Origin of the sequence: Leifsonia sp. NCR5 (assembly GCF_002105485.1) — a bacterium.
Classification (GTDB): Bacteria; Actinomycetota; Actinomycetes; order Actinomycetales; family Microbacteriaceae; genus Leifsonia.
The window spans coordinates 119,951-138,460 of record NZ_NCSR01000007.1 but is presented as its reverse complement, the minus strand read 5'-3'; the positions used below and the strand labels follow the sequence as shown (position 1 = coordinate 138,460).

Sequence of the window (18,510 nt, the reverse complement as noted above, 5' to 3'; positions counted from 1 at the left end):
CGACCGCTCCGCCCCTACAGTTCCCCGCGGCGCGCGCCCGCCCACAGGTCGACGCCCGCTTCCACGGCCAGCTCGTCGATCTCGGCCAGCTCCTCATCCGTGAACGCGAGGTTGTCCAGCGCCCCGACGTTCTGCTCCAGCTGGGCGACGCTGCTCGCGCCGATAACCAGCGACGTCACGCGTTCGTCGCGCAGTGCCCAGGCGAGCGCCAGCTGCGCGAGCGACTGGCCGCGCCGTGCCGCGATCTCGTTGAGCGACCGCAGGCGCGCCACCGCGTCGTCGGTCAGCCAGTCCGCGTCGAGCGAGCTGCCCGCAGCGGCGCGCGAGCCGTCCGGGATGCCGTTCAGGTACTTGTCGGTGAGCATCCCCTGCGCCAGGGCGGTGAACCCGATGACGCCGAAGCCGGCATCGCCCGCCGCATCCAGCAGCCCCTCGTTCTCGATCCAGCGGTTCAGCATCGAGTACGACGGCTGGTGGATGAGCAGGGGCGTTCCGAGTTCGCGCAGGATCTCGGCGGCGCGGCGCGCATCCTCTGCACCGTAGGACGAGATGCCGACGTACAGCGCCTTGCCGGAGCGGACGGCGGTGTCCAGTGCCTGCATCGTCTCCTCCAGCGGAGTCGACGGGTCGGGTCGGTGCGAGTAGAAGATGTCGACGTAGTCGAGGCTGAGCCGCGACAGGGACTGGTCGAGGCTCGCGAGCATGTACTTCCGTCCGCCGCCGCCCTGGCCGTACGGACCGGGCCACATGTCCCAGCCGGCCTTCGACGACACCACGATCTCGTCGCGGTACGGGCGCAGGTCGTCGCGCATGATGCGCCCGAAGTTCACCTCTGCCGCGCCGTACGGCGGGCCGTAGTTGTTGGCGAGGTCGAAGTGCGTGATGCCGAGGTCGAACGCCCGCAGCACGATGTCCCGCTGCGTCGCGAACGGCCGGTCGTCGCCGAAGTTGTGCCAGAGACCGAGGGACAGCGCTGGAAGATCGAGCCCGCTGCGCCCGGTGCGGCGGTACTGCATCCGGTCGTAGCGCTCGGGGAGGGGGTGGTAGGCCATGCATCCACTTTTCCGTGTGCGGGCCGTCCTGTCCAACAGGCCGCGGTGATCCGATTCAGGGATGCGGTCGCTGAATCAGCCTTTGCTGCCGCTGCGCCTCAGCCAGCCGATGATCGCCGTGATGACGAACAGGATGAGCCCGATGATCGCCAGCCACAGCAGACCCTTGATCGCGAAGCCCAGGATCGCGAGCACAGCCCAGACGACCAGAAGCACGATGATGAGAGTGACCATGCAGGCAACCTAACTCCGCGCACCTGCGCCGCGTCAAGGTCAGCGTCTGGCTTTGCGAGCTGCCCTGTTGCGCGCGAGCACCCATCCGACCACGCCGCCGACCACGAACACCGCCACCACGAGCACCCACGTCGGCATCCGCAACTGCGCCCACAGCAGGTAGATGGTGGCCTGGTCGTTGCCCACCCCGTTCTGAATGGCCACGATCAGGAGCAGCACCACCAGGACGATGGCCAGCCACTTCCGTTTCAGAAACCGAACGACGGCGTTGTCCCTGCCGCCAGCATCCTCAGCACTCATGCGCTCAGTATGCTCGCAGGCCGGTCAGCCGCGCAGCGCTTCCGAGACTTTCACGCGAGCGCCGGTCCGCAGCAGCGAGTTGGAGTACACCCGGGCGCCGAGCGCGATCACCACGGCAGTGGATGCGACGAGCAGCACGAGCGACAGGATCGGCTCCCACCACTCCGCCGTTCCCAGGAAGATGCGCACCGGCATCCCGACCGGTGCGGCGAACGGCACGTAGCTCATGATCGCCATAACGGTGGGGTTGTCGTTGAAGAAGATCACCAGGAAGTACGGCACCATGATGAGGATCATCACCGGCGACGTCACCGAGCCGATGTCCTCCGAGCGGGAGACGAGCGAGGCGGCCGCTGCATACAGGGCGGCCAGCAGCACGAAGCCGATCACGAAGAACACCACGAACCAGGCGACAGCGGGACCGACGGTGCCGAGCAGCACCTGCTGGCCGGTGACCATCATCCCGAGGATCGCTGCGATGGCGATGGCGGCGATCTGGCCGAGTGCGAGGACGCTGTTCCCGACGACCTTGCCGGCGAGCAGCACGCGGGCGCTCACCGTCGACAGCAGGATCTCCACGATGCGCGTCTGCTTCTCCTCGACGACGCTCTGGGCGATCATCGTGCCGAAGGTCACAGCGGACATCATGAAGACGATCCCGAAACCGAGGGCGATGATGTAGACCAGGGCAGCGGGCTGCGCAGACGGGTCGAGCAGTTCCACCTTCGGCTGGATGCTCAGAGCGGCGAGCACGCCCTGAGGCGCGCTGTCGAGACCGATCACGGTCACGGGCGGCGTCCCAGAGCCGGGGACCACCACGGCGGACACGTCGCCGGAGCGCAGCAGCTCCTCCCCGGCGGCGCGTGAATCGACCTGCACCGGATCCAGGCCGTCCGCCCCGCCGACGACCTGCTCGGCCGACCCGACGACGGCGACCTTCGTGGAGCTGTCGCTCCCGCCGAAGATGCTGCCGAGCAGCACGGAGGCGAGCACGAGCAGCACGAGCACGGCCGCCGAGACGACGAACGACTTGCTGCGCAGCCGGGTGACGATCTCCCTGCGGGCGACGAGACCGACCCCGGATGCGAAGCCCGGGGCGGGCGGGGTGGTGCGCGTGGACGGGGTGCCGGTGGATGCTGATGCGCTCATTTGCCGATGGCCTCTCGGAAGATCTGTGCAAGGGAGGGGTTCTGGGGTCCGAAGCTGACCACGCCGCCGTCGGCCGTCGCCCGCTTGAGCACAGCCTGCGCCGTCGCGTCGTCGGACTCGAACAGCGCGTATCCGCCGTCGAAGTCGAGCACGGTGACACCGTCGAGCCCGCGGAGCCAGCCCGCGTCGCCGGAGACGAGCAGCTCGTAGCGTCCGCCGCCGTGCTCGCGCCGCAGTTCGTCCGTGCCGCCGGAGACCTTGACCTCGCCATCGGCGATGATCACGAGCTCGTCGCAGAGCCGCTCGACGATGTCGAGCTGGTGCGAGCTGAACAGCACGGGGGCGCCGGAGGCCGCGTAGTCGCGGAGCACGCCGACCACCACATCCACCGCCAGGGGGTCGAGCCCGGAGAACGGCTCGTCCAGCACCAGCACCTCGGGGTCGTGCACGAGGGCGGCGGCGATCTGCGCCCGCTGCTGGTTGCCGAGGCTGAGGCTCTCCACCAGGTCGCCGGAGCGCTCGCCGAGGCCGAGCCTGTCGAGCAGCGCGTCGGTGTTGCGGGAGGCGGCAGCGGCGCTGAGGCCGTGCAGCCGCGCCAGGTAGACGAGTTGCTCTGCGACCTTCATCTTCGGGTAGAGGCCGCGCTCCTCCGGCATGTAGCCGAAGCGGCGGCGGTCGTCCGCGGTGAGCGGCTGGCCGTCGAGCAGCACTGCGCCGCCGTCCGCGGCGAGCACGCCGAGGATGATGCGCATGGTCGTCGTCTTGCCCGCGCCGTTGCCTCCGACGAAGCCGGTCATGCGCGCTCGCGGCACCGTGAAGCTCACGTCGCGCAGCACGAGGCGGTCCCCGTAGCGCTTCTCGACGTTCTGGATCTGCAGCATTGTCGCCGTCCCTTCCGTGGTCGATTCCACGCTACGGATGCGCGGGCGAGCACCGCATCCACCTGCCGTCGTCCGTCGCTCGGCGGAGGGCAGGCGGGTCAGCGCCCGGCGCGGGTCAGCGCCCGGCGAGCCCGTTCTCGTAGGCGAAGATGACGGCCTGAATGCGGTCGCGCAGTCCCAGCTTGAGCAGCACTTTCGAGACGTGCGTCTTCACGGTGGCCTCGCCGAGGTAGAGCCGCGCGGCGATCTCCGCGTTGGACAGGCCGCCGGCGAGGAGGCCGAGCACTTCGCGCTCGCGGTCGGTGAGGTCGTCGACCGCGGTGCCGGTGGCGGTTGTCGCACCACCCGCCAGCGCTCCCGCCCGCCCATCGCTGAACCGGCTGATCACCTGGCGGGTCACATCCGGAGACAGCAGCGCATCCCCTCTGGCGAGCACGTGCACCGCGTTGACCAGCTCCTCCGGCGACGAGTTCTTCAGCAAAAACCCGCTCGCGCCCGCCTGCAGTGCGGTGAAGAGGTAGTCGTCGCGGTTGAACGTGGTGAGCACGAGCACGCTGGCGGCGAGGTCGGGCCTGGCGACGATCTGCCTGGTCGCCTCGAGCCCGTCCATGCCGGGCATCTGCACGTCCATGCAGATCACGTCCGGCTGCAGTTCCTCGCAGAGCCGCACGGCGGTCCGGCCGTCGCCCGCCTCGCCGACCACCTCGATCGCGTCGTCCGACTGCAGGATGATCCGGAATCCGGCGCGGACGAGTTCCTGGTCGTCGGCGAGCAGTACCCGGATGCTCACCTCGTCACCTCCGCGGCGAGCGGGAAGCGCGCGCGGACGAGGTATCCGCCGCGGCTGCGCGGACCGATCTCGATGCTCCCTCCGACGGACGCGACCCGTTCGCGCATCCCGAGGTGCCCCATCCCGGCCCCGGATGCGGTGGCGGAGCGTCCTGCGCCGAGCCCGGTGTCCGACGCCTCCACTTCGAGGCTGTCGTCGGTGTATCGGAGCCGCAGCTCGGCGGTCGCCCCCGCTCCGCCGTGCTTCCGGGTGTTGGTGAGCGCCTCCTGCGCGACGCGGTACACACAGAGCCCGATGGTCGCCGGCACCGCCCTGCGGCTGCCGATGACGTGCAGCCGGGTGGGCAGGCCGGCGCCGACGGCGTCGTCGACCAGTTCGCCCAGCTGGTCCACGCCGTGCGTCGTCGCCGCGTCGCCTGCGGGCGCCGCCTGGTCATCGCGCAGGGCGCCGAGCAGCAGCCGCAGCTCGTCGACGGCGGTGCGCGCACTCGACTCGACGTTCAGCAGCGAGGAGCGGGCGGCGGCGGGGTCGCGGTCGAGCACGAGCCGCGCTGCTCCCGCCTGCACCCCCATCACCGATACGTGATGCGCGACGACGTCGTGCAGCTCGCGGGCGATCCGTACCCGTTCCAGCGCGATGGCCTGCTGCTGGGTGCGCTCGCGCTCCTCCGCCAGTTCGAGTGTCAGCGTCTCCAGCTCGTGCCTCGCACGCGCCGACCGGAATGCGGCGTCGCCGAAGTAGTACGCGCCGCCGAAATAGAGCAGGTTGATGATGATCTGGATGAGACCGAACGCGACGTACGGGGAGAGTGTCCCCTCGCGCGACAGCTCCGGGACCACCGAGCTGATCCCGGCGGTGACGATCAGGTTCCAGAACAGCCAGACGAACATCGCGGCGATGATCGCGAGTCGCAGCACCGTCGCCAGGGTGCGCCTGCGACCCCACGCGCCGAGCGTGTAGACGGCGATGAACAGGGCGATGTTCGAGAACAGGTACTCGCCGACCCGGAACTCGCCTCCCCACCAGAACGCGACGGCGGAGCAGATCGCGACCGCCTCCGGCCAGCGCCGCCGCACGGCCAGCGGCGCCCCGCTCGCGACGGCCCAGACGATGCTCACCCACGCTTCCGAACTGCCGTACATCCCGGTGCGCTGGTAGAGGAACACCGAGCCGATCATCGCGGCGGTCAGGACGACCGCGAGCACGACGTCCGCTCGCCGGCCACGGGCATCCGGAGCTGGACGGTGCCACTCGCTCGCCGGCGCGGCCAGCAGTCGTGGTGATGCGCTGGTCATCCTCCAACGCTAGCGGTGGATGCGCGGCGGCGGATCCGTCGTGCGGGGGAGGCGGCGCCGGTCCGGATGCCCAGCCGCAGCCCGTCGTCGGGGGTCGAAGGCAACGGCGCGAACCCGAGCCGCCGATAGAAGGCCTGCGCCCCGGTGTTGCGCTCGCCGACCCCGAGCTGCACACCGGGGACGCCCGCATCCGCCAGCTGGCGCAGAAGCGTGGCCATCAGCCTGCGCCCCCAGCCCTGTCCCTGTGCCACCGGCAGGAGGTCGATGTGCAGGTGGGCGGGGAACAGTTCGTGGTCCGGGCCGATCAGGTGCGAGGTGGAGTGGCCGACCAGCGCGAGGCTCTCGGTCGGCGTGGTCGGCGGGTCGACCAGTGGATGAGCGGCCGCGAACCGTGGGAGCCACTCGCGGCGGTACCGCTCGGCGAAGACCACGCTGTCCGGGGTCGCGACGATGTACCCCACCGCCCGGCCGCCGATGTCGAGGACGTGCGCGTGCTCCGGTTCGAGCTCGAGGTACGGCAGGAGGAAGATGTCGGCGAGCAGTCCGTCGTCGGCGTACTTCCCCGTGGCGTCGCCGCCGGAGTCACCCGTCAGGAGGCAGACTCTGGACAGCGACGCCACATCGCCCGGGGCATACGGCCGGATCACGCACGGTCACCGGAAGGGAGGTCGGCGATCACGTTCCCGAGACTCGCGCCTGGCCGGTGGGCATCGACCACCGCCCAGAACGTCCGAAGGAGGATGGCCATGGTCAGGCGGCGCCGAGGGCGGCCCTGAGACTCGGCGCTGTCGCCATCGACGCGCGCGCGGCGTCAGCACTGAGGCCGCGCAGCAGCATGAGAATGGCGATCTTCACCGAGCCGTCGCTCTGGGCCAGCGTCTCCGCCGCCTCCGCCGGGGTGCAATCGGTGACGAGCATGACAGTGCGCTCGGCGCGCGCACGCAGCTTCTCGTTGGTGGCGCGGAGGTCGACCATGATGTTGCCGTACGTCTTGCCGAGCCTGATCATCGCGATGGTGGAGATCATGTTGAGCACGAGCTTCTGCGCCGTGCCCGCCTTGAGCCTCGTGGAGCCAGCGATCAGCTCGGGGCCGACGACGACCTCGATGGCGTGGTCGGCGACGCGTCCGATGGTGGAGTTGCTGTTGCAGGCGATCGCGACGGTGAGCGCGCCGATCTCCGCCGCGTACTCCAGCGCGCCGACCACATACGGGGTGCGACCGGATGCGGAGATCCCGACCACGACATCCATCGCCGTGAGTGCGATCCCGCTGAGAGCGTCCGCCCCGCCCTGCGGGTCGTCCTCGGCGTTCTCCACCGCGGTCCGGATCGCGCCGTCCCCTCCCGCGATGATCCCGACCACCAGGGAGGGGTCGACGTTGAACGTCGGAGGGCACTCGCTGGCGTCCACGATGCCGAGCCGTCCCGGGGTGCCGGCTCCGATGTAGATGAGGCGACCGCCGTCGCGCATCCGGGCGGCGATGTCGTCGATGGCCGCTGCGATGGTCGGCAGCACCACGGCGACCGCGGGAGGGACGCTCTCGTCGTGCTCGTTCATCAGCTCGACCAGCCCCGCTGTGCTGAGCATGTCGAGGTCGCGTCCGTCTTCCACGATCGCTTCTGTCGTGAGCGTGGAGAGCTCGGCGAGGAGGAGGTCGTGGGGACCTCGCGCTCTGTTGAGGATGTCAGACACGGATGGCATACCTTTCGTGGGGAAGGTCACGGCGGGCGGCGAGGATCGCCGCTCCGTCCAGCGACGATCCGGAGGGGCGGCGCGGGGACAGGTGACGGCGGCCCAGCTCGTCGAGCAGCCTCCGCAGGAACTCGGGGTCGTCGGTGAGCCCGCCGATCACGGAGACAGGAGAGCCGGGGGTGGCGACGGAGGCCGCCGCTGCGGCGAGGTGGTCGATGGCGGCATCGACGATGCCCTGCGCCACCTGGTCGCCACCTCGCGCGTTCGCAAGGACGACGGGGGCGAAGGAGGCGAGTGCGCGTGCGACATCGCCGCCGCCCATGATCGCGCGCGGAAGGCCGACGAGGTCCCCGGCGATGGAGGCTGCGTCCTCTTCGAGCGCCGTGCGCGGCCCGCGGCCGTCCGCCGCCCTGAGCGCCGCGACGAGGCCGGCCTGGCCGATCCAGCGACCGCTGCCCTCGTCGCCGAGCCACGGGCCCCAGCCGTCCGAGCGCCGCGCACTGCCGTCGTCTCCGACCTCGAAGGCCACCGCGCCCGTCCCGGCGATGAGGACCGTCCCCGCTGCTCCGTCGAACGCGCCGATGTGCGCGGTGAGCACGTCGGAGGCGATGGCGACGCCGAAGCCCCAGAGTTCGCGAGCGCGCTCGGCGGCCCGGCGAGCGGCATCCCTGTCGGAGTCGGCGCCCGCTGCACCGATGGCGAGTTCGGTGACGCGAGCCAGCTGCTCCGCGCCCAGCGACGCGACGAGGGGGGCGATGGCCGCGATGGCCAGCTCGGCGCCCCCTTCGGCAGCGAGTCCGGGGAACCCGTGGCCGCGGACCTCGGTGGATGCGCGCCCGGCGTCGAGCCGCACCCGGCAGTTGGTCTTGCCGAGGTCGACCGCAATGTGGCTGCGTACGGCTTCTGTGCTCACGTCGTCCTTATCCATCGGTGATAGAGACAATTTACATGGATCAGCGATCCAAAGTAAATGATTGACAAACGGCCCGGCGCGTCGATAGCGTGACTCGCCAAGCGTGAAAACGAGCGGAGGGAGCCGACATGGCGAACGGTGTCATTAGTGTCGTCCCTGTGAGCATCCAGACCAACATCCAGGCGCACGTCGAATCGTTCCCGCCCACCATGCGCCGCGTCGCCGACGCGATCCTCGAGCGGCCGCAGATCGTCGTGGAGAACACGATCACCGAACTCGCCAGGGCGTGCAACACGTCCGAGGCGTCGATCGTGCGCTTCTGCCAGTCGCTCGGCCTCACCGGCTACCCGCAGCTCAAACTGCAGCTCGCGGCGGAACTGGGCAAGGAGTCCGCGGAGTTCGGCAGCACAGGCTCCGGCACATACGGCGCGGACATCAGCCCGTCCGACACGCTCGCCGAGATGGTGTCGAAGATCGCCAGCAGCGAGATCCTCGGCATCAGGGAGACGGCGGACAGCATCGACATCGCGGTGCTCGAGCGGGTGGTCCGCAAGGTCGAGCGCGCCAAGCGCGTGGTCGTCTTCGGCGTCGGGGCGAGCAACGCGGGCGCACAGGACCTCGCGCAGAAACTGCTGCGCATCGGGCACATCGCGCTTGCTTTCACCGACGCGCACGACGCACTCGTGTCCGCCGCGCTGATCGGAGCGGGGGATGTGGCGATCGGCTTCTCGCACAACGGCAAGACCAAGGAGACCAACGCCTTCCTGCGTGGCGCCCACAACGGTGGGGCGTACACCGTCGCCATCACCAACGTCCCCGATTCGCCGCTCTCCGAGCACGCGGACGACGTGCTGCGCACCGCGGTGCGCGAGACCACGTTCCGCTCCGGCGCGATGGCGAGCAGGATCGCGCAGCTCACGCTCGTCGACTACATCTTCGTCGGCGTCGCCCGCGGCCGGTACGACCGCACCGTGCAGGCGCTGAAGAGCACATACGAAATCGTCAGAGAACTCCGAGAAGAAAACTGAGCGCTGCCTCCATCCGGCGTCCCCCGTGCGTCGGTGCGATGCCGCGCGCCCACGGAAGGATAACCATGACAACCCAGCGCGCCCGCACCGGCGTCGAGATCGCCGCGGAGGATCCCGGACTGCTCGGCGGCAGGCGGATCGGCCTGCTCACCAACTTCACCGGCACGACACCCGACCTCGGCCGCACGGTCGACGCCCTGGTGGAGGCCGGTGCTCCGGTCACGGCGCTGTTCGGGCCGGAACACGGGCTCAACGGTTCTGTGCAGGCCGGCGAGACCGAGACGAGCACACACGACGCCCGCACCGACCTGCCGATCATCGAGACGTATCTGAAGTCGGGCGAGGAACTCGATCGCCTGATCGAGGACTCCGGTGTCGACACCGTCGTGTTCGACATGCAGGACCTCGGAGTGCGCTACTACACGTACATCTGGTCGCTCTACGACTGCCTGCGGAGTGCAGCGCGCACCGGCGTGCGGTTCGTGGTCCTCGACCGCCCGAACCCGCTCGGTGGAGGCGTGCTCTCCGGACCGGGGATCGACGTCGCCGGGTTCGGCAGTTTCGTCGGGCGAAGCGACGTGCACCAGCGCCACGGGCTCACCGCCGGCGAGCTGGCGCGGCTGTTCAACACCAGGGATCTGCCCGCCGACGGTCTCTCCGCCGACCTCGACGTCATCCGGATGGAGGGCTGGGACGCATCGGCGGACTTCGACGCCACGGGGCTGCCCTGGGTGCCGCCATCTCCGAACATGCCGACGCTGGATACCGCGTACGCCTTCACGGGGACCGGCATCTTCGAGGGGACGAACGTCAGCGAGGGCAGGGGCACGACGCGGCCCTTCGAAATGCTCGGGGCGCCGTACATCGATGGCCGGCTCGCCGCGCGGTTGCGGGATGCTCGCATCCCGGGAGTGCTGTTCCGCGAGCTCTGGTATTCGCCGACGTTCCACAAGTATGCGGGGGAGACCGTGCGGGGGGTTCAGCTGCACATCGTCGATCGCAGCGCCTTCGATCCCGTGTCGACCGGCCTCGCGATCCTGGACGCCGTTGCGGAGCTCTACCCGGACGATTTCCGGTTCCTGGAGCCCGGCCAGCGGGTGGAGTCCGGCGAGCGCGGGTACGCGGTCGACCGCCTCTGGGGCTCGTCCGCGCTGCGTGATGCCGTCCACGCCGGTGAGCCGGCGGCAGCCCTGAATCCGGGCGTCGTGCCCGTCCAGGACGTCTACGGCGACGATGTCCTGCTCTATTCGCGCGTTTCGTCCGTGTAACGAGCGCGTAAATGATTACCGCATCTATGGCGGTGGTTGAAAATACTTGACATGGTTCCATCAATGAAGGTAATTTCGGTCCAAGGCCAGGATGCGCCGGCACACCGAAGTGAAAAGGCACGAGGAGATTCGATGCAGCAGTCCACGTCCACCGCGACGATCCGACCCTTCCAGAGCGGCGACGGCCCCCAGATCGCCCAGGCCTGGACGGCCGCTGCGTCGGCCGACGGAATCACATACGACCGGTTCCGCGACATGTTCCTGCTCGACCGCAACTTCGACGCATCCGGCCTCCTGGTGGCCGAGGCGGACGGCGAGATCGTCGGAGCCGCATACGGGGTGCACCGCAGGATCGCCGCCGACGGAGCCGACCTCGAGCCGGACTCCGGCTGGGTGCCGTTCTTCTTCGTCACCCCGGGCCACCGCAACCAGGGACTCGGAGCCGCACTGGTCGGCGGCGTCATGGAGTGGCTGGCGAACAAGGGCGCGAAGACCGCGTACTTCTCGTCGTACACGCCGAACTACTTCCTCCCCGGCCTCGACGCCGCCCGCTATCCGGACGCCGCCGGGCTGCTCGCCAAGCTCGGCTTCACCACCCAGTACGAGTCCGTCGCAATGGACAGGACGCTCAACGACTACGAACTCCCGGAGCGCATCCGGGAGAAGGTCGCGTCCCTCAGGGCGGACGGCTGGACGTTCGGCTCGCCGACCGGGGACGACCTCGTCGACCTGATCGACATCGCCGGCTCCCGGTTCAACCCCGACTGGTCGCGCGGCATCCGGGAGGGCGTGCTCGGCGGCCAGCCGCTCGAACGCATCATCTCCGTGCGCAACCCGGAGGGCGTGATGCTCGGCTGGGCGATGCACGGCACGTACGAGAACGTGCTCGAACGCTTCGGGCCGTTCGGCGTGCTGCCGGAGAGCCGCGGGACGGGCCTCGGCGAGATCCTCCTGCACCTGACCCTCGAACGGATGCGCGCACTCGGCGCCCACAGCGCCTGGTTCCTCTGGACAGAGGAGACCTCGGCGGCAGGGTACCTGTACGCCAAGACCGGTTTCACCGTAACTCGCACCTTCGCGATCCTGCACGCGCCGCTCGCTGCCTGAACAGCAGCGTCCACCCCACCGAGAGGAAAACCATGAGAACAGCACTGTTCGGCCGCAGAGGCCGAATCGCCAAGGCGGCACTCGTCGTCGGGGCGGCAGCGCTCGCGCTGTCCGCCTGCAGCGGTACCGGTTCGTCGGGAAGCGACGACGGCAAAGTCACGCTCACCTTCCTGAGCCACTACGGTCAGGACCCCATGAAGAGCGGCATGACCAAGATGATCGACGAGTGGAACTCGTCCCACCCGGACATCCAGGTCAAGCAGCAGACGGTCAACTTCGACGACCTCCTCACCACGCTCAACGTGCGTCAGACCGGCGGCAAGGGTGCCGACATCATGAGCTCGTACTCCCTCTGGGGTGGCCAGCTCGCCGCGAACGGTGTGCTCGACAAGCCGTCCGCCGAGGTCGCGAAGGACATCAAGGACAACTACAGCGAGGCCGCGGCGGCATCCGTCACCGGTGCGAACCAGGTGTTCGGATATCCGACGGAGTTCAACACGTACGTCCTGTATTACAACAAGAAGATCCTCGCCGACGCCGGGTACGACAAGCCGCCTGCCACCTGGGATGAGCTCAAGGAGATCGCGAACAAGACCACCAAGAAGGACGGCTCCGGCAACTATCAGGTGGTCGGGCTCTCCCTCATCCAGGACGGCGACAACCAGACCGCCCACCCGTTCCTTTCGTTGCTGGATTCGGCGGGCGGCAAATTCCTCGAGCCGAACGGCGACTCAGCGCTGAACGGCAAGGCCAAGGAGACGATGCAGCTCGAGGCCGACCTGGCCAAGTCCGGGGCGACGACCACGTCGATCATGCCGACGAAGACCTTCCCGACCAACGGCGTCGCCATGGCGATCCAGGCCGGCTGGTGGATCGGCAGCCTGAAGACGCAGATGAAGGACGAGTACTCCAACGTCGGCACCGCTCCCGTTCCCGGCCCGGAAGCAGGGGACAAGGGCTCGCTCGCGTACTCCTTCTTCACCGGGGTGAACTCGGGCAGCAAGCACAAGAAGGAGGCCTGGGAGTTCCTCACCTGGCTGAACTCCAACAAGAACAAGGAGGGCGTCACCGAAATGGGTGACTTCCTGGCGACGAACGGCCTCATCCCGCCGCGCAAGGCCGACGCCGACATCCTCGGCCCGAAGCTGCAGGCAGAGGATGCGAACCTCACGCCGATCTACGACGCGGCGAGCTACGCGATGGCCGAGTCCAACGCCGCCAACGCGTACAAGGCGAAGACCTCGCTGCACAACGCACTCAACGAGATTCTTGTGAATCACGCTCCCGTCGATCAGACCTTCAAGAACCTGACCGCCGAGATCGACCGCAAGTAGCAATCCGGTGGGCAGGGTCGCCCCCGCGGCCCTGCCCACCCCCTCAGAAGCAGCCACACAGGCGGAGACGACATATGACTGGAATGTACGCGAGCGCGACGCGCGAAGCGGCGAGCCAACTGGGCGACGCGGAGCTCTCTGCGCCGTCCAGGGTGAAATCCCGGAGGTTCAGGAGGGAGGGCAGGGCCGGCTACCTGTTCCTGGCGCCGTCGCTGCTGTTCTTCCTCGTCTTCCTGATCCTGCCGTCGTTCTTCGCGATCTTCCTCTCCCTCTCGCAGTGGGGAGGGTACGACCTCACCCAGATCAAATTCATCGGGGTGGAGAACTACTCCGACATCCTCAACTTCAACAGCACGTTCCTGTCGCCGATCCTGGTCAACACGTTCGTCTTCGCCGCACTGTCCGTGATCCTCGCCGTCGCCGGTTCGCTCCTCGTCGCCCAGTGCATCGAGCGCCTCCGCTTCCAGGGTTTCTGGCGGTTCCTCTACTTCCTCCCCGTGGTCGCCACCGTGGTCGCGATCGGCAACGTGTGGAAGATGATGTACCAGCCCTCCGGCCTCATCAACGGCCTGCTGAACGCGCTGCACATCAACTCGATCGGCTTCCTCTCCGACCCGAAGATCGCACTGCCCTCCGTCGCCGTCGTGCAGGCGTGGGCGTCCATCGGCGCCGCGGTGCTCATCCTGACCGCTGGAATCAAGTCGATCGACCGCACGGTGTACGAGGCTGCCGAGATCGACGGCGCCAACAGCTGGCAGACGTTCTGGGGGATCACGCTCCCGCTGCTGCGGCCGTCGCTGGTGTTCGTCTTCATCACCCAGGTGATCGCCGGACTGCAGTCGTTCGCGCTCATCATCGTGATGACGAAGGACGGCGGGCCGGTCAACTCCACGAACGTCGCGGCGTTCGAGATGTACCAGCAGGCCTTCAAGTTCGGTGCGTGGGGCACAGCGAGCGCGATGGCGATGGTGCTGTTCGTGATCATCTTCATCATCACCCTGATCCAGCTCTGGGTCAGCCGACGTTCAGGAGACGACGACTGATGGCTCTGCGCAACAAGCGGGTACGCACGCCCTGGCTCTCGTACAGCCTGGTCGCCATCGGCGGTGTGCTGATGGCGATGCCCTTCCTCGACATGCTCTTCAGCTCGTTCAAGGGCCCGGGCGAGTACGGCGTGCTGCCGTACCACTTCCTGCCGCAGGACTTCACCTGGAGCAACTACAGCGCCGCCTTCGACCAGCTGCAGCTCGGGCGCCTGTTCATGAACAGTGTGATCGTGACCCTGGTGGTCACGGCGTCCGTGCTCATCACGTCCGCGATGGCGGGCTATGCGCTCGCCAAGCTGCGCTTCCGCGGGAGGGATGTGATCTTCCGCTTCATCCTGGCGACGATGATGCTCCCGCCGTTCCTGCTGCTGATCCCCGACTTCCTCATCATGGTGAACTGGCCGCTGGTCGGCGGGAACAACATCCTGGGTCAGGGGGGAGACGGCGGTATGACGACCAACATCGTCTCGCTGATGCTCCCGTTCCTGGTGAGCGGCTTCGGCATCTTCCTGATGCGGCAGTTCATGGTCGGCGTGCCGAACGAGATGCTCGAGGCCGCGCGCATCGACGGTGCGGGCGAGTGGAGGCTGTTCTACAACATCGTGCTTCCGCAGGCCAAGCCGGTGGCGATCACGCTCGGCCTCATCACCTTCGTGGGCCAATGGAACGACTACATCTGGACGTCGCTGATCGCGTCGACCAACTCCGATCTGATGACGCTCCCTGTCGGCATCCAGCTGCTGCAGAGCTTCATCGACCCCAACCGCACGATGCCGATCGTCATGGCCGGAATCGTCATCAGCACCATCCCGGTGCTGATCATCTTCCTCTTCTTCCAGAAGTACTACGTGCGCGGCGTCATGCTCAGCGGCATGAAGTGACGCCGGCACGACGTGACCAGCGCGAACAACGAGAAACGGAGCGAAACGTGAGCAGGACAGTCCTCGCCATCGGCGGGCACATCGGAGACATGGACCTCACGGCGGGGCCGACCCTCGCCAAGATGGTGCTCGACGGAGACCGGGCGATCATCGTCGCGTGCACGTACGGAGAGCGCGGCCATCCGGCGCTGAGCCCGGACGAGTACCGCGTCCAGAAGGTGCGGGAAGGCGAACAGTTCGCCGCGGACATCGGCGCCGAGTTCCGGGTGCTCGACTACTCCGACGGCTTCCTGCCCGACGACGACGAGGCGGCCGGCCAGCTGGCCGACATCATCCGGGCCGAGAAACCGGACATCATCATCACGCACTGGACGAAGAGCATCCACCGGGATCACGAGCGTGCGGCGATCATCGCCGAGCGCGCCAGGTTCCTCGCCTCTCTTCCTCTCGACAGTCCGCTCGGGCGGCATGGCGTGAAGCAGTTCCTGCACGCGGACAACTGGGAGGACGCGGAGGGCTTCCAGCCCGACCTGTACGTGCCCATCCCGCAGGAGGCCTTCGACATCTGGCGCGCTGCCATCCAGAACCAGGCGTTCGCGCGCGGAGAGACGTACGGCTTCCGCTACATCGACTACTACACGGCGATGATGTCGGCGAAGGGCTGCCTCGTCGGCACGGAACGAGCGTGCGGGTTCACCGTCGGCGGCAGTTCGAAGTTCGAGCTCGCCGGACCGTGAGCACTGCCGCGCCTGCCGAGAGCGTGACCAGGAGGCACGCGATCGCACACGACGCGTCGCACTACCTCCTGGTCCCGTCGGCAGTGGAGACGCCCGGCACGGTGGCCGAGGTGGTCGAGCTGATGCGCCGAGTACGCGAATCCGGCGCATCCCTCACCTTCCGTTCCGGCGGCACCAGCCTCAGCGGGCAGGGGTCGACCGCGGGCGTGCTGGCCGACACCCGGCGGCATTTCCGCGCCATCCGGGTGCTCGACGACGGGATGCGCGTCAGCGTCGGCCCCGGAGCGACCGTCAGACAGGTCAATGCCGTCCTCGCCCGCCACGGGCGCAAACTCGGGCCGGACCCGGCGAGCGAGGTGGCCTGCACCATCGGAGGCGTGCTCGCCAACAATTCGAGCGGGATGGTCTGCGGCATCACCCAGAACTCGTACCGCACGGTGGAGTCGATGGTCGTCGTTCTGGCGAGCGGCACCGTGATCGACACGGCAGCGCCGGACGCCGACGCCGAGTTGGCCCGCGCGGAACCCGATGTGCATGCCGGGCTCTCCGCGCTGCGCGAGCGGGTGCTCGCAGACCCGGCGTCCGTCGCCACGATCGAGCGGCTGTTCAGCCGCAAGAACACGATGGGCTACGGCGTGAACGCGCTGCTCGACTTCGAGCGGCCTGTCGACATCCTGGCCCATCTGATGATCGGCAGCGAGGGCACCCTCGGCTTCATCTCCTCCGCGACCTTCCGCACGGTGCCGGTGCTGACGTCGGTGGCGACCGGCCTCGCCGTGTTCCGCACGCTCACGGAGGCGGCGGCAGCGACGAGCCTGCTCGCCGACGCCGGCTTCGCCACCGTGGAGCTGATGGATGCCACCTCGCTGCGCGTCGCACAGCAGCTCCCCGACTGCCCGACCGACATCGCCGCGCTCCCCGTCGACCAGCACGCCGCACTCCTCATCGAGTTGCAGACGGAAGACGACGCGGCGCTCGCCGCCGAGCTTCGCCGCACCGAGGCCACCGTGGATGCTCTGCCGGTGGTGCATCCGGTCCTCCTGTCTCAGGAGCCCGCGCGACGCGCCTCCCTCTGGCACCTGCGCAAAGGGCTGTACACCGCGGTGGCCGGAGCGCGCCCGTTGGGAACGACGGCGCTGCTGGAGGACGTGGTGGTGCCCGTCGAACACCTGGGTGCGTTCTGCGACGGCCTCATCGAGCTGTTCGACAGGTTCGGCTACGAGGACTCCGTGATCTTCGGTCACGCCAAGGACGGAAACGTCCACTTCATGCTGACCGAGCGGTTCGACCGTGCGGAGTCGCTCGACCGTTACCGCGCCTTCACGGAGGCGATGGTGGATCTGGTACTCCTCTTCGGTGGCTCCCTCAAAGCCGAACACGGCACGGGCAGAGTGATGGCACCGTTCGTCTCGCGGCAGTACGGCGACGAGCTCTACGCCGTGATGTGGCAGATCAAGCGCCTGCTCGACCCGACAGGGATGCTGAACCCCGGCGTCCTGCTGTCGGACGATCCAGGCTCCTACCTCCGCGACCTCAAGATCACGCCCGCTGTCGAGGCCGAAGTGGACCGCTGCGTCGAGTGCGGATACTGCGAACCGGCCTGCCCGTCGCGTGACCTCACCCTCACCCCGCGCCAGCGCATCGTCCTGCGGCGCGAGATGGCCGACGCGGAGCGGGCCGGCGACACGGCTCTGCTCGAACGACTGCGCGCCGATTACGAGTATCAGGGTGTCGAGACCTGCGCCGTCGACGGGATGTGCCAGTCTGCCTGCCCGGTCGGCATCAACACCGGCGACCTGGTGCGGCGGCTCCGCGCTGAGACGGCGGCGCGGCCGGCGGCGACCGTCTGGGGCGCCGCATCCCGTCAGTGGGGTGCCGTGACCGTCGGCGCAGCAGCCGCCCTCACGGTCGCCAAGGCGCTGCCACCCTCCGTGGTGAAAGCCGCGACCGTGCTCGGGCGCAGCATGCTCGGCGACGAACAGGTGCCGCTCTACTCGGCCGAACTGCCCGCCGGAGGCGCGGCACGCAGGCCGCTGGCCGCCGCCGATCCTGTCGCCGTCTTCTTCCCCGCCTGTGTCGGCACCATGTTCGGCGCGCCGCGTGGTGCGCTGTCCGCCTCCGAGGCGTTCCTCGCACTGTGCGAGCGGGCGGGAGTGTCAGTGACTGTCCCGGACGGAATCGGATCGCTCTGCTGCGGGACCCCGTGGAAGTCCAAGGGCTATACGGCGGGGTACGACCGGATGTCCGACAGCGTGCGGTCTGTGCTGCTGGAGGCGACGGACGGGGGCCGCCTGCCCGTGGTCTGCGACGCGAGCAGCTGTACGGAAGGGCTGGCGCTGATGGCGGCGACGGCGGGGTTCACCGTCGTCGACAGCATCGCGTTCACCGCCGAACGCCTCCTGCCCGCGGTGTCGGTCACGGAGCCGATCGGTTCGATGGTCGTGCATCCAACGTGCTCGTCCGCCCAGCTCGGCATCGACCAGGAGCTGGCGGCGATCGCATCCAGCATCGCCGCCGAGGTCGTCACGCCGGTCAGCTGGAGCTGCTGCGGGTTCGCGGGCGACAGGGGGCTGCTGCATCCTGAGCTGACCGCCAGCGCGACAGCGGCGGAGGCCGCCGAGGTGACATCCCGAGATCACGACGCGTACGCCTCCACCAACCGCACCTGCGAGCTAGGGATGACCAGGGCCGTCGGAGCGGACTACGAACACATCCTCGTCCACCTGGAACGAGCGACCAGGCCACCCGCCTGACCGGCTTCCGCCCCGTGCGTATGGCGCGATCGCACGGGGCGGAACATTCT

Annotated in this window: 18 protein-coding genes; 8 read left to right on the top strand and 10 right to left on the bottom strand. The window is 68.5% G+C overall.

Features of this window, described 5'->3' with window-relative positions:
• Nucleotides 1-14: 14 nt before the first annotated feature.
• The 10 genes from mgrA to B7438_RS08275 all read right to left on the bottom strand — a co-directional run bounded on the left by mgrA (nt 15) and on the right by B7438_RS08275 (nt 8,306).
• The gene (mgrA, locus tag B7438_RS08315) at nt 15-1,052 is read right to left on the bottom strand and encodes an L-glyceraldehyde 3-phosphate reductase (protein WP_085369075.1); all 1,038 of its coding nucleotides are present in this window, start codon (nt 1,050-1,052) and stop codon (nt 15-17) included.
• A 75-nt stretch (nt 1,053-1,127) separates the two neighbouring features.
• Complete coding sequence (locus B7438_RS20520) at nt 1,128-1,286, bottom strand: hypothetical protein (RefSeq protein WP_168690303.1); 159 nt, start codon at nt 1,284-1,286, stop codon at nt 1,128-1,130.
• A 39-nt stretch (nt 1,287-1,325) separates the two neighbouring features.
• Nucleotides 1,326-1,586: a lipopolysaccharide assembly protein LapA domain-containing protein gene (locus B7438_RS08310; RefSeq protein ID WP_085369074.1), complete on the bottom strand. Its 261-nt coding sequence runs from the start codon at nt 1,584-1,586 to the stop codon at nt 1,326-1,328.
• Between the two features lie 24 nt (nt 1,587-1,610).
• The gene (locus B7438_RS08305; protein ID WP_085369073.1) at nt 1,611-2,735 is read right to left on the bottom strand and encodes an ABC transporter permease; all 1,125 of its coding nucleotides are present in this window, start codon (nt 2,733-2,735) and stop codon (nt 1,611-1,613) included.
• Nucleotides 2,732-3,616 (bottom strand): ABC transporter ATP-binding protein, encoded by an 885-nt coding sequence (locus tag B7438_RS08300; RefSeq protein ID WP_085369072.1) that lies wholly within the window; start codon nt 3,614-3,616, stop codon nt 2,732-2,734. The genes B7438_RS08305 and B7438_RS08300 overlap by 4 nt, the downstream gene beginning before the upstream one ends.
• A gap of 115 nt (nt 3,617-3,731) precedes the next feature.
• Nucleotides 3,732-4,406 carry a response regulator transcription factor gene (locus B7438_RS08295; protein ID WP_085369071.1) on the bottom strand — a complete coding sequence of 225 codons (675 nt, stop codon included), beginning with the start codon at nt 4,404-4,406 and terminating at the stop codon, nt 3,732-3,734.
• Nucleotides 4,403-5,701, bottom strand: coding sequence for a sensor histidine kinase (locus B7438_RS08290; protein WP_085369070.1), 1,299 nt, complete (start codon nt 5,699-5,701; stop codon nt 4,403-4,405). The genes B7438_RS08295 and B7438_RS08290 overlap by 4 nt, the downstream gene beginning before the upstream one ends.
• The gene (locus B7438_RS08285) at nt 5,698-6,348 is read right to left on the bottom strand and encodes a GNAT family N-acetyltransferase (RefSeq protein WP_085369069.1); all 651 of its coding nucleotides are present in this window, start codon (nt 6,346-6,348) and stop codon (nt 5,698-5,700) included. The genes B7438_RS08290 and B7438_RS08285 overlap by 4 nt, the downstream gene beginning before the upstream one ends.
• A 103-nt stretch (nt 6,349-6,451) precedes the next feature.
• Entirely contained in the window at nt 6,452-7,393 is a 942-nt protein-coding gene (murQ, locus tag B7438_RS08280; RefSeq protein WP_256921927.1) for an N-acetylmuramic acid 6-phosphate etherase, read from the bottom strand.
• A complete protein-coding gene (locus B7438_RS08275) occupies nt 7,386-8,306 on the bottom strand; it encodes an N-acetylglucosamine kinase (protein WP_179150761.1) in 921 nt (306 codons plus the stop codon). Before B7438_RS08275 ends, murQ begins: the two co-directional genes overlap by 8 nt.
• 158 nt (nt 8,307-8,464) lie before the next feature.
• On the opposite strand from B7438_RS08275, the gene B7438_RS08270 reads away from it, so the two are divergent.
• From B7438_RS08270 to B7438_RS08235, 8 genes are all read left to right on the top strand, one after another.
• Nucleotides 8,465-9,334, top strand: a complete 870-nt coding sequence (locus tag B7438_RS08270) for a MurR/RpiR family transcriptional regulator (RefSeq protein WP_085369109.1) — start codon at nt 8,465-8,467, stop codon at nt 9,332-9,334.
• 65 nt (nt 9,335-9,399) lie between these two features.
• A complete protein-coding gene (locus tag B7438_RS08265; protein WP_085369066.1) occupies nt 9,400-10,602 on the top strand; it encodes an exo-beta-N-acetylmuramidase NamZ domain-containing protein in 1,203 nt (400 codons plus the stop codon).
• Nucleotides 10,603-10,734: 132 nt separating this feature from the next.
• Complete coding sequence (locus B7438_RS08260) at nt 10,735-11,709, top strand: GNAT family N-acetyltransferase (RefSeq protein WP_085369065.1); 975 nt, start codon at nt 10,735-10,737, stop codon at nt 11,707-11,709.
• A gap of 32 nt (nt 11,710-11,741) precedes the next feature.
• Nucleotides 11,742-13,043, top strand: a complete 1,302-nt coding sequence (locus B7438_RS08255; RefSeq protein WP_085369064.1) for an extracellular solute-binding protein — start codon at nt 11,742-11,744, stop codon at nt 13,041-13,043.
• A 74-nt stretch (nt 13,044-13,117) separates the two neighbouring features.
• Nucleotides 13,118-14,086, top strand: a complete 969-nt coding sequence (locus tag B7438_RS08250) for a carbohydrate ABC transporter permease (RefSeq protein ID WP_085369063.1) — start codon at nt 13,118-13,120, stop codon at nt 14,084-14,086.
• On the top strand, nt 14,086-14,970 hold the full coding sequence (locus tag B7438_RS08245; RefSeq protein WP_085369062.1) for a carbohydrate ABC transporter permease: 885 nt from the start codon (nt 14,086-14,088) through the stop codon (nt 14,968-14,970). The genes B7438_RS08250 and B7438_RS08245 overlap by 1 nt, the downstream gene beginning before the upstream one ends.
• 47 nt (nt 14,971-15,017) lie before the next feature.
• Nucleotides 15,018-15,707, top strand: a complete 690-nt coding sequence (locus B7438_RS08240; protein ID WP_085369061.1) for a PIG-L deacetylase family protein — start codon at nt 15,018-15,020, stop codon at nt 15,705-15,707.
• Nucleotides 15,704-18,460, top strand: coding sequence for an FAD-binding and (Fe-S)-binding domain-containing protein (locus B7438_RS08235; RefSeq protein ID WP_256921925.1), 2,757 nt, complete (start codon nt 15,704-15,706; stop codon nt 18,458-18,460). The genes B7438_RS08240 and B7438_RS08235 overlap by 4 nt, the downstream gene beginning before the upstream one ends.
• Nucleotides 18,461-18,510: the final 50 nt, after the last annotated feature.

Excerpts from the sequence above, each read along its gene's own strand:
- mgrA (WP_085369075.1), bottom strand. The coding sequence starts at position 1,052 with ATGGCCTACCACCCCCTCCCCGAGCGCTACGACCGGATGCAGTACCGC.
- B7438_RS20520 (WP_168690303.1), bottom strand. The coding sequence starts at position 1,286 with ATGGTCACTCTCATCATCGTGCTTCTGGTCGTCTGGGCTGTGCTCGCG.
- B7438_RS08310 (WP_085369074.1), bottom strand. The coding sequence starts at position 1,586 with ATGAGTGCTGAGGATGCTGGCGGCAGGGACAACGCCGTCGTTCGGTTT.
- B7438_RS08305 (WP_085369073.1), bottom strand. The coding sequence starts at position 2,735 with ATGAGCGCATCAGCATCCACCGGCACCCCGTCCACGCGCACCACCCCG.
- B7438_RS08300 (WP_085369072.1), bottom strand. The coding sequence starts at position 3,616 with ATGCTGCAGATCCAGAACGTCGAGAAGCGCTACGGGGACCGCCTCGTG.
- B7438_RS08290 (WP_085369070.1), bottom strand. The coding sequence starts at position 5,701 with ATGACCAGCGCATCACCACGACTGCTGGCCGCGCCGGCGAGCGAGTGG.
- B7438_RS08265 (WP_085369066.1), top strand. The coding sequence starts at position 9,400 with ATGACAACCCAGCGCGCCCGCACCGGCGTCGAGATCGCCGCGGAGGAT.
- B7438_RS08260 (WP_085369065.1), top strand. The coding sequence starts at position 10,735 with ATGCAGCAGTCCACGTCCACCGCGACGATCCGACCCTTCCAGAGCGGC.
- B7438_RS08255 (WP_085369064.1), top strand. The coding sequence starts at position 11,742 with ATGAGAACAGCACTGTTCGGCCGCAGAGGCCGAATCGCCAAGGCGGCA.
- B7438_RS08250 (WP_085369063.1), top strand. The coding sequence starts at position 13,118 with ATGACTGGAATGTACGCGAGCGCGACGCGCGAAGCGGCGAGCCAACTG.
- B7438_RS08245 (WP_085369062.1), top strand. The coding sequence starts at position 14,086 with ATGGCTCTGCGCAACAAGCGGGTACGCACGCCCTGGCTCTCGTACAGC.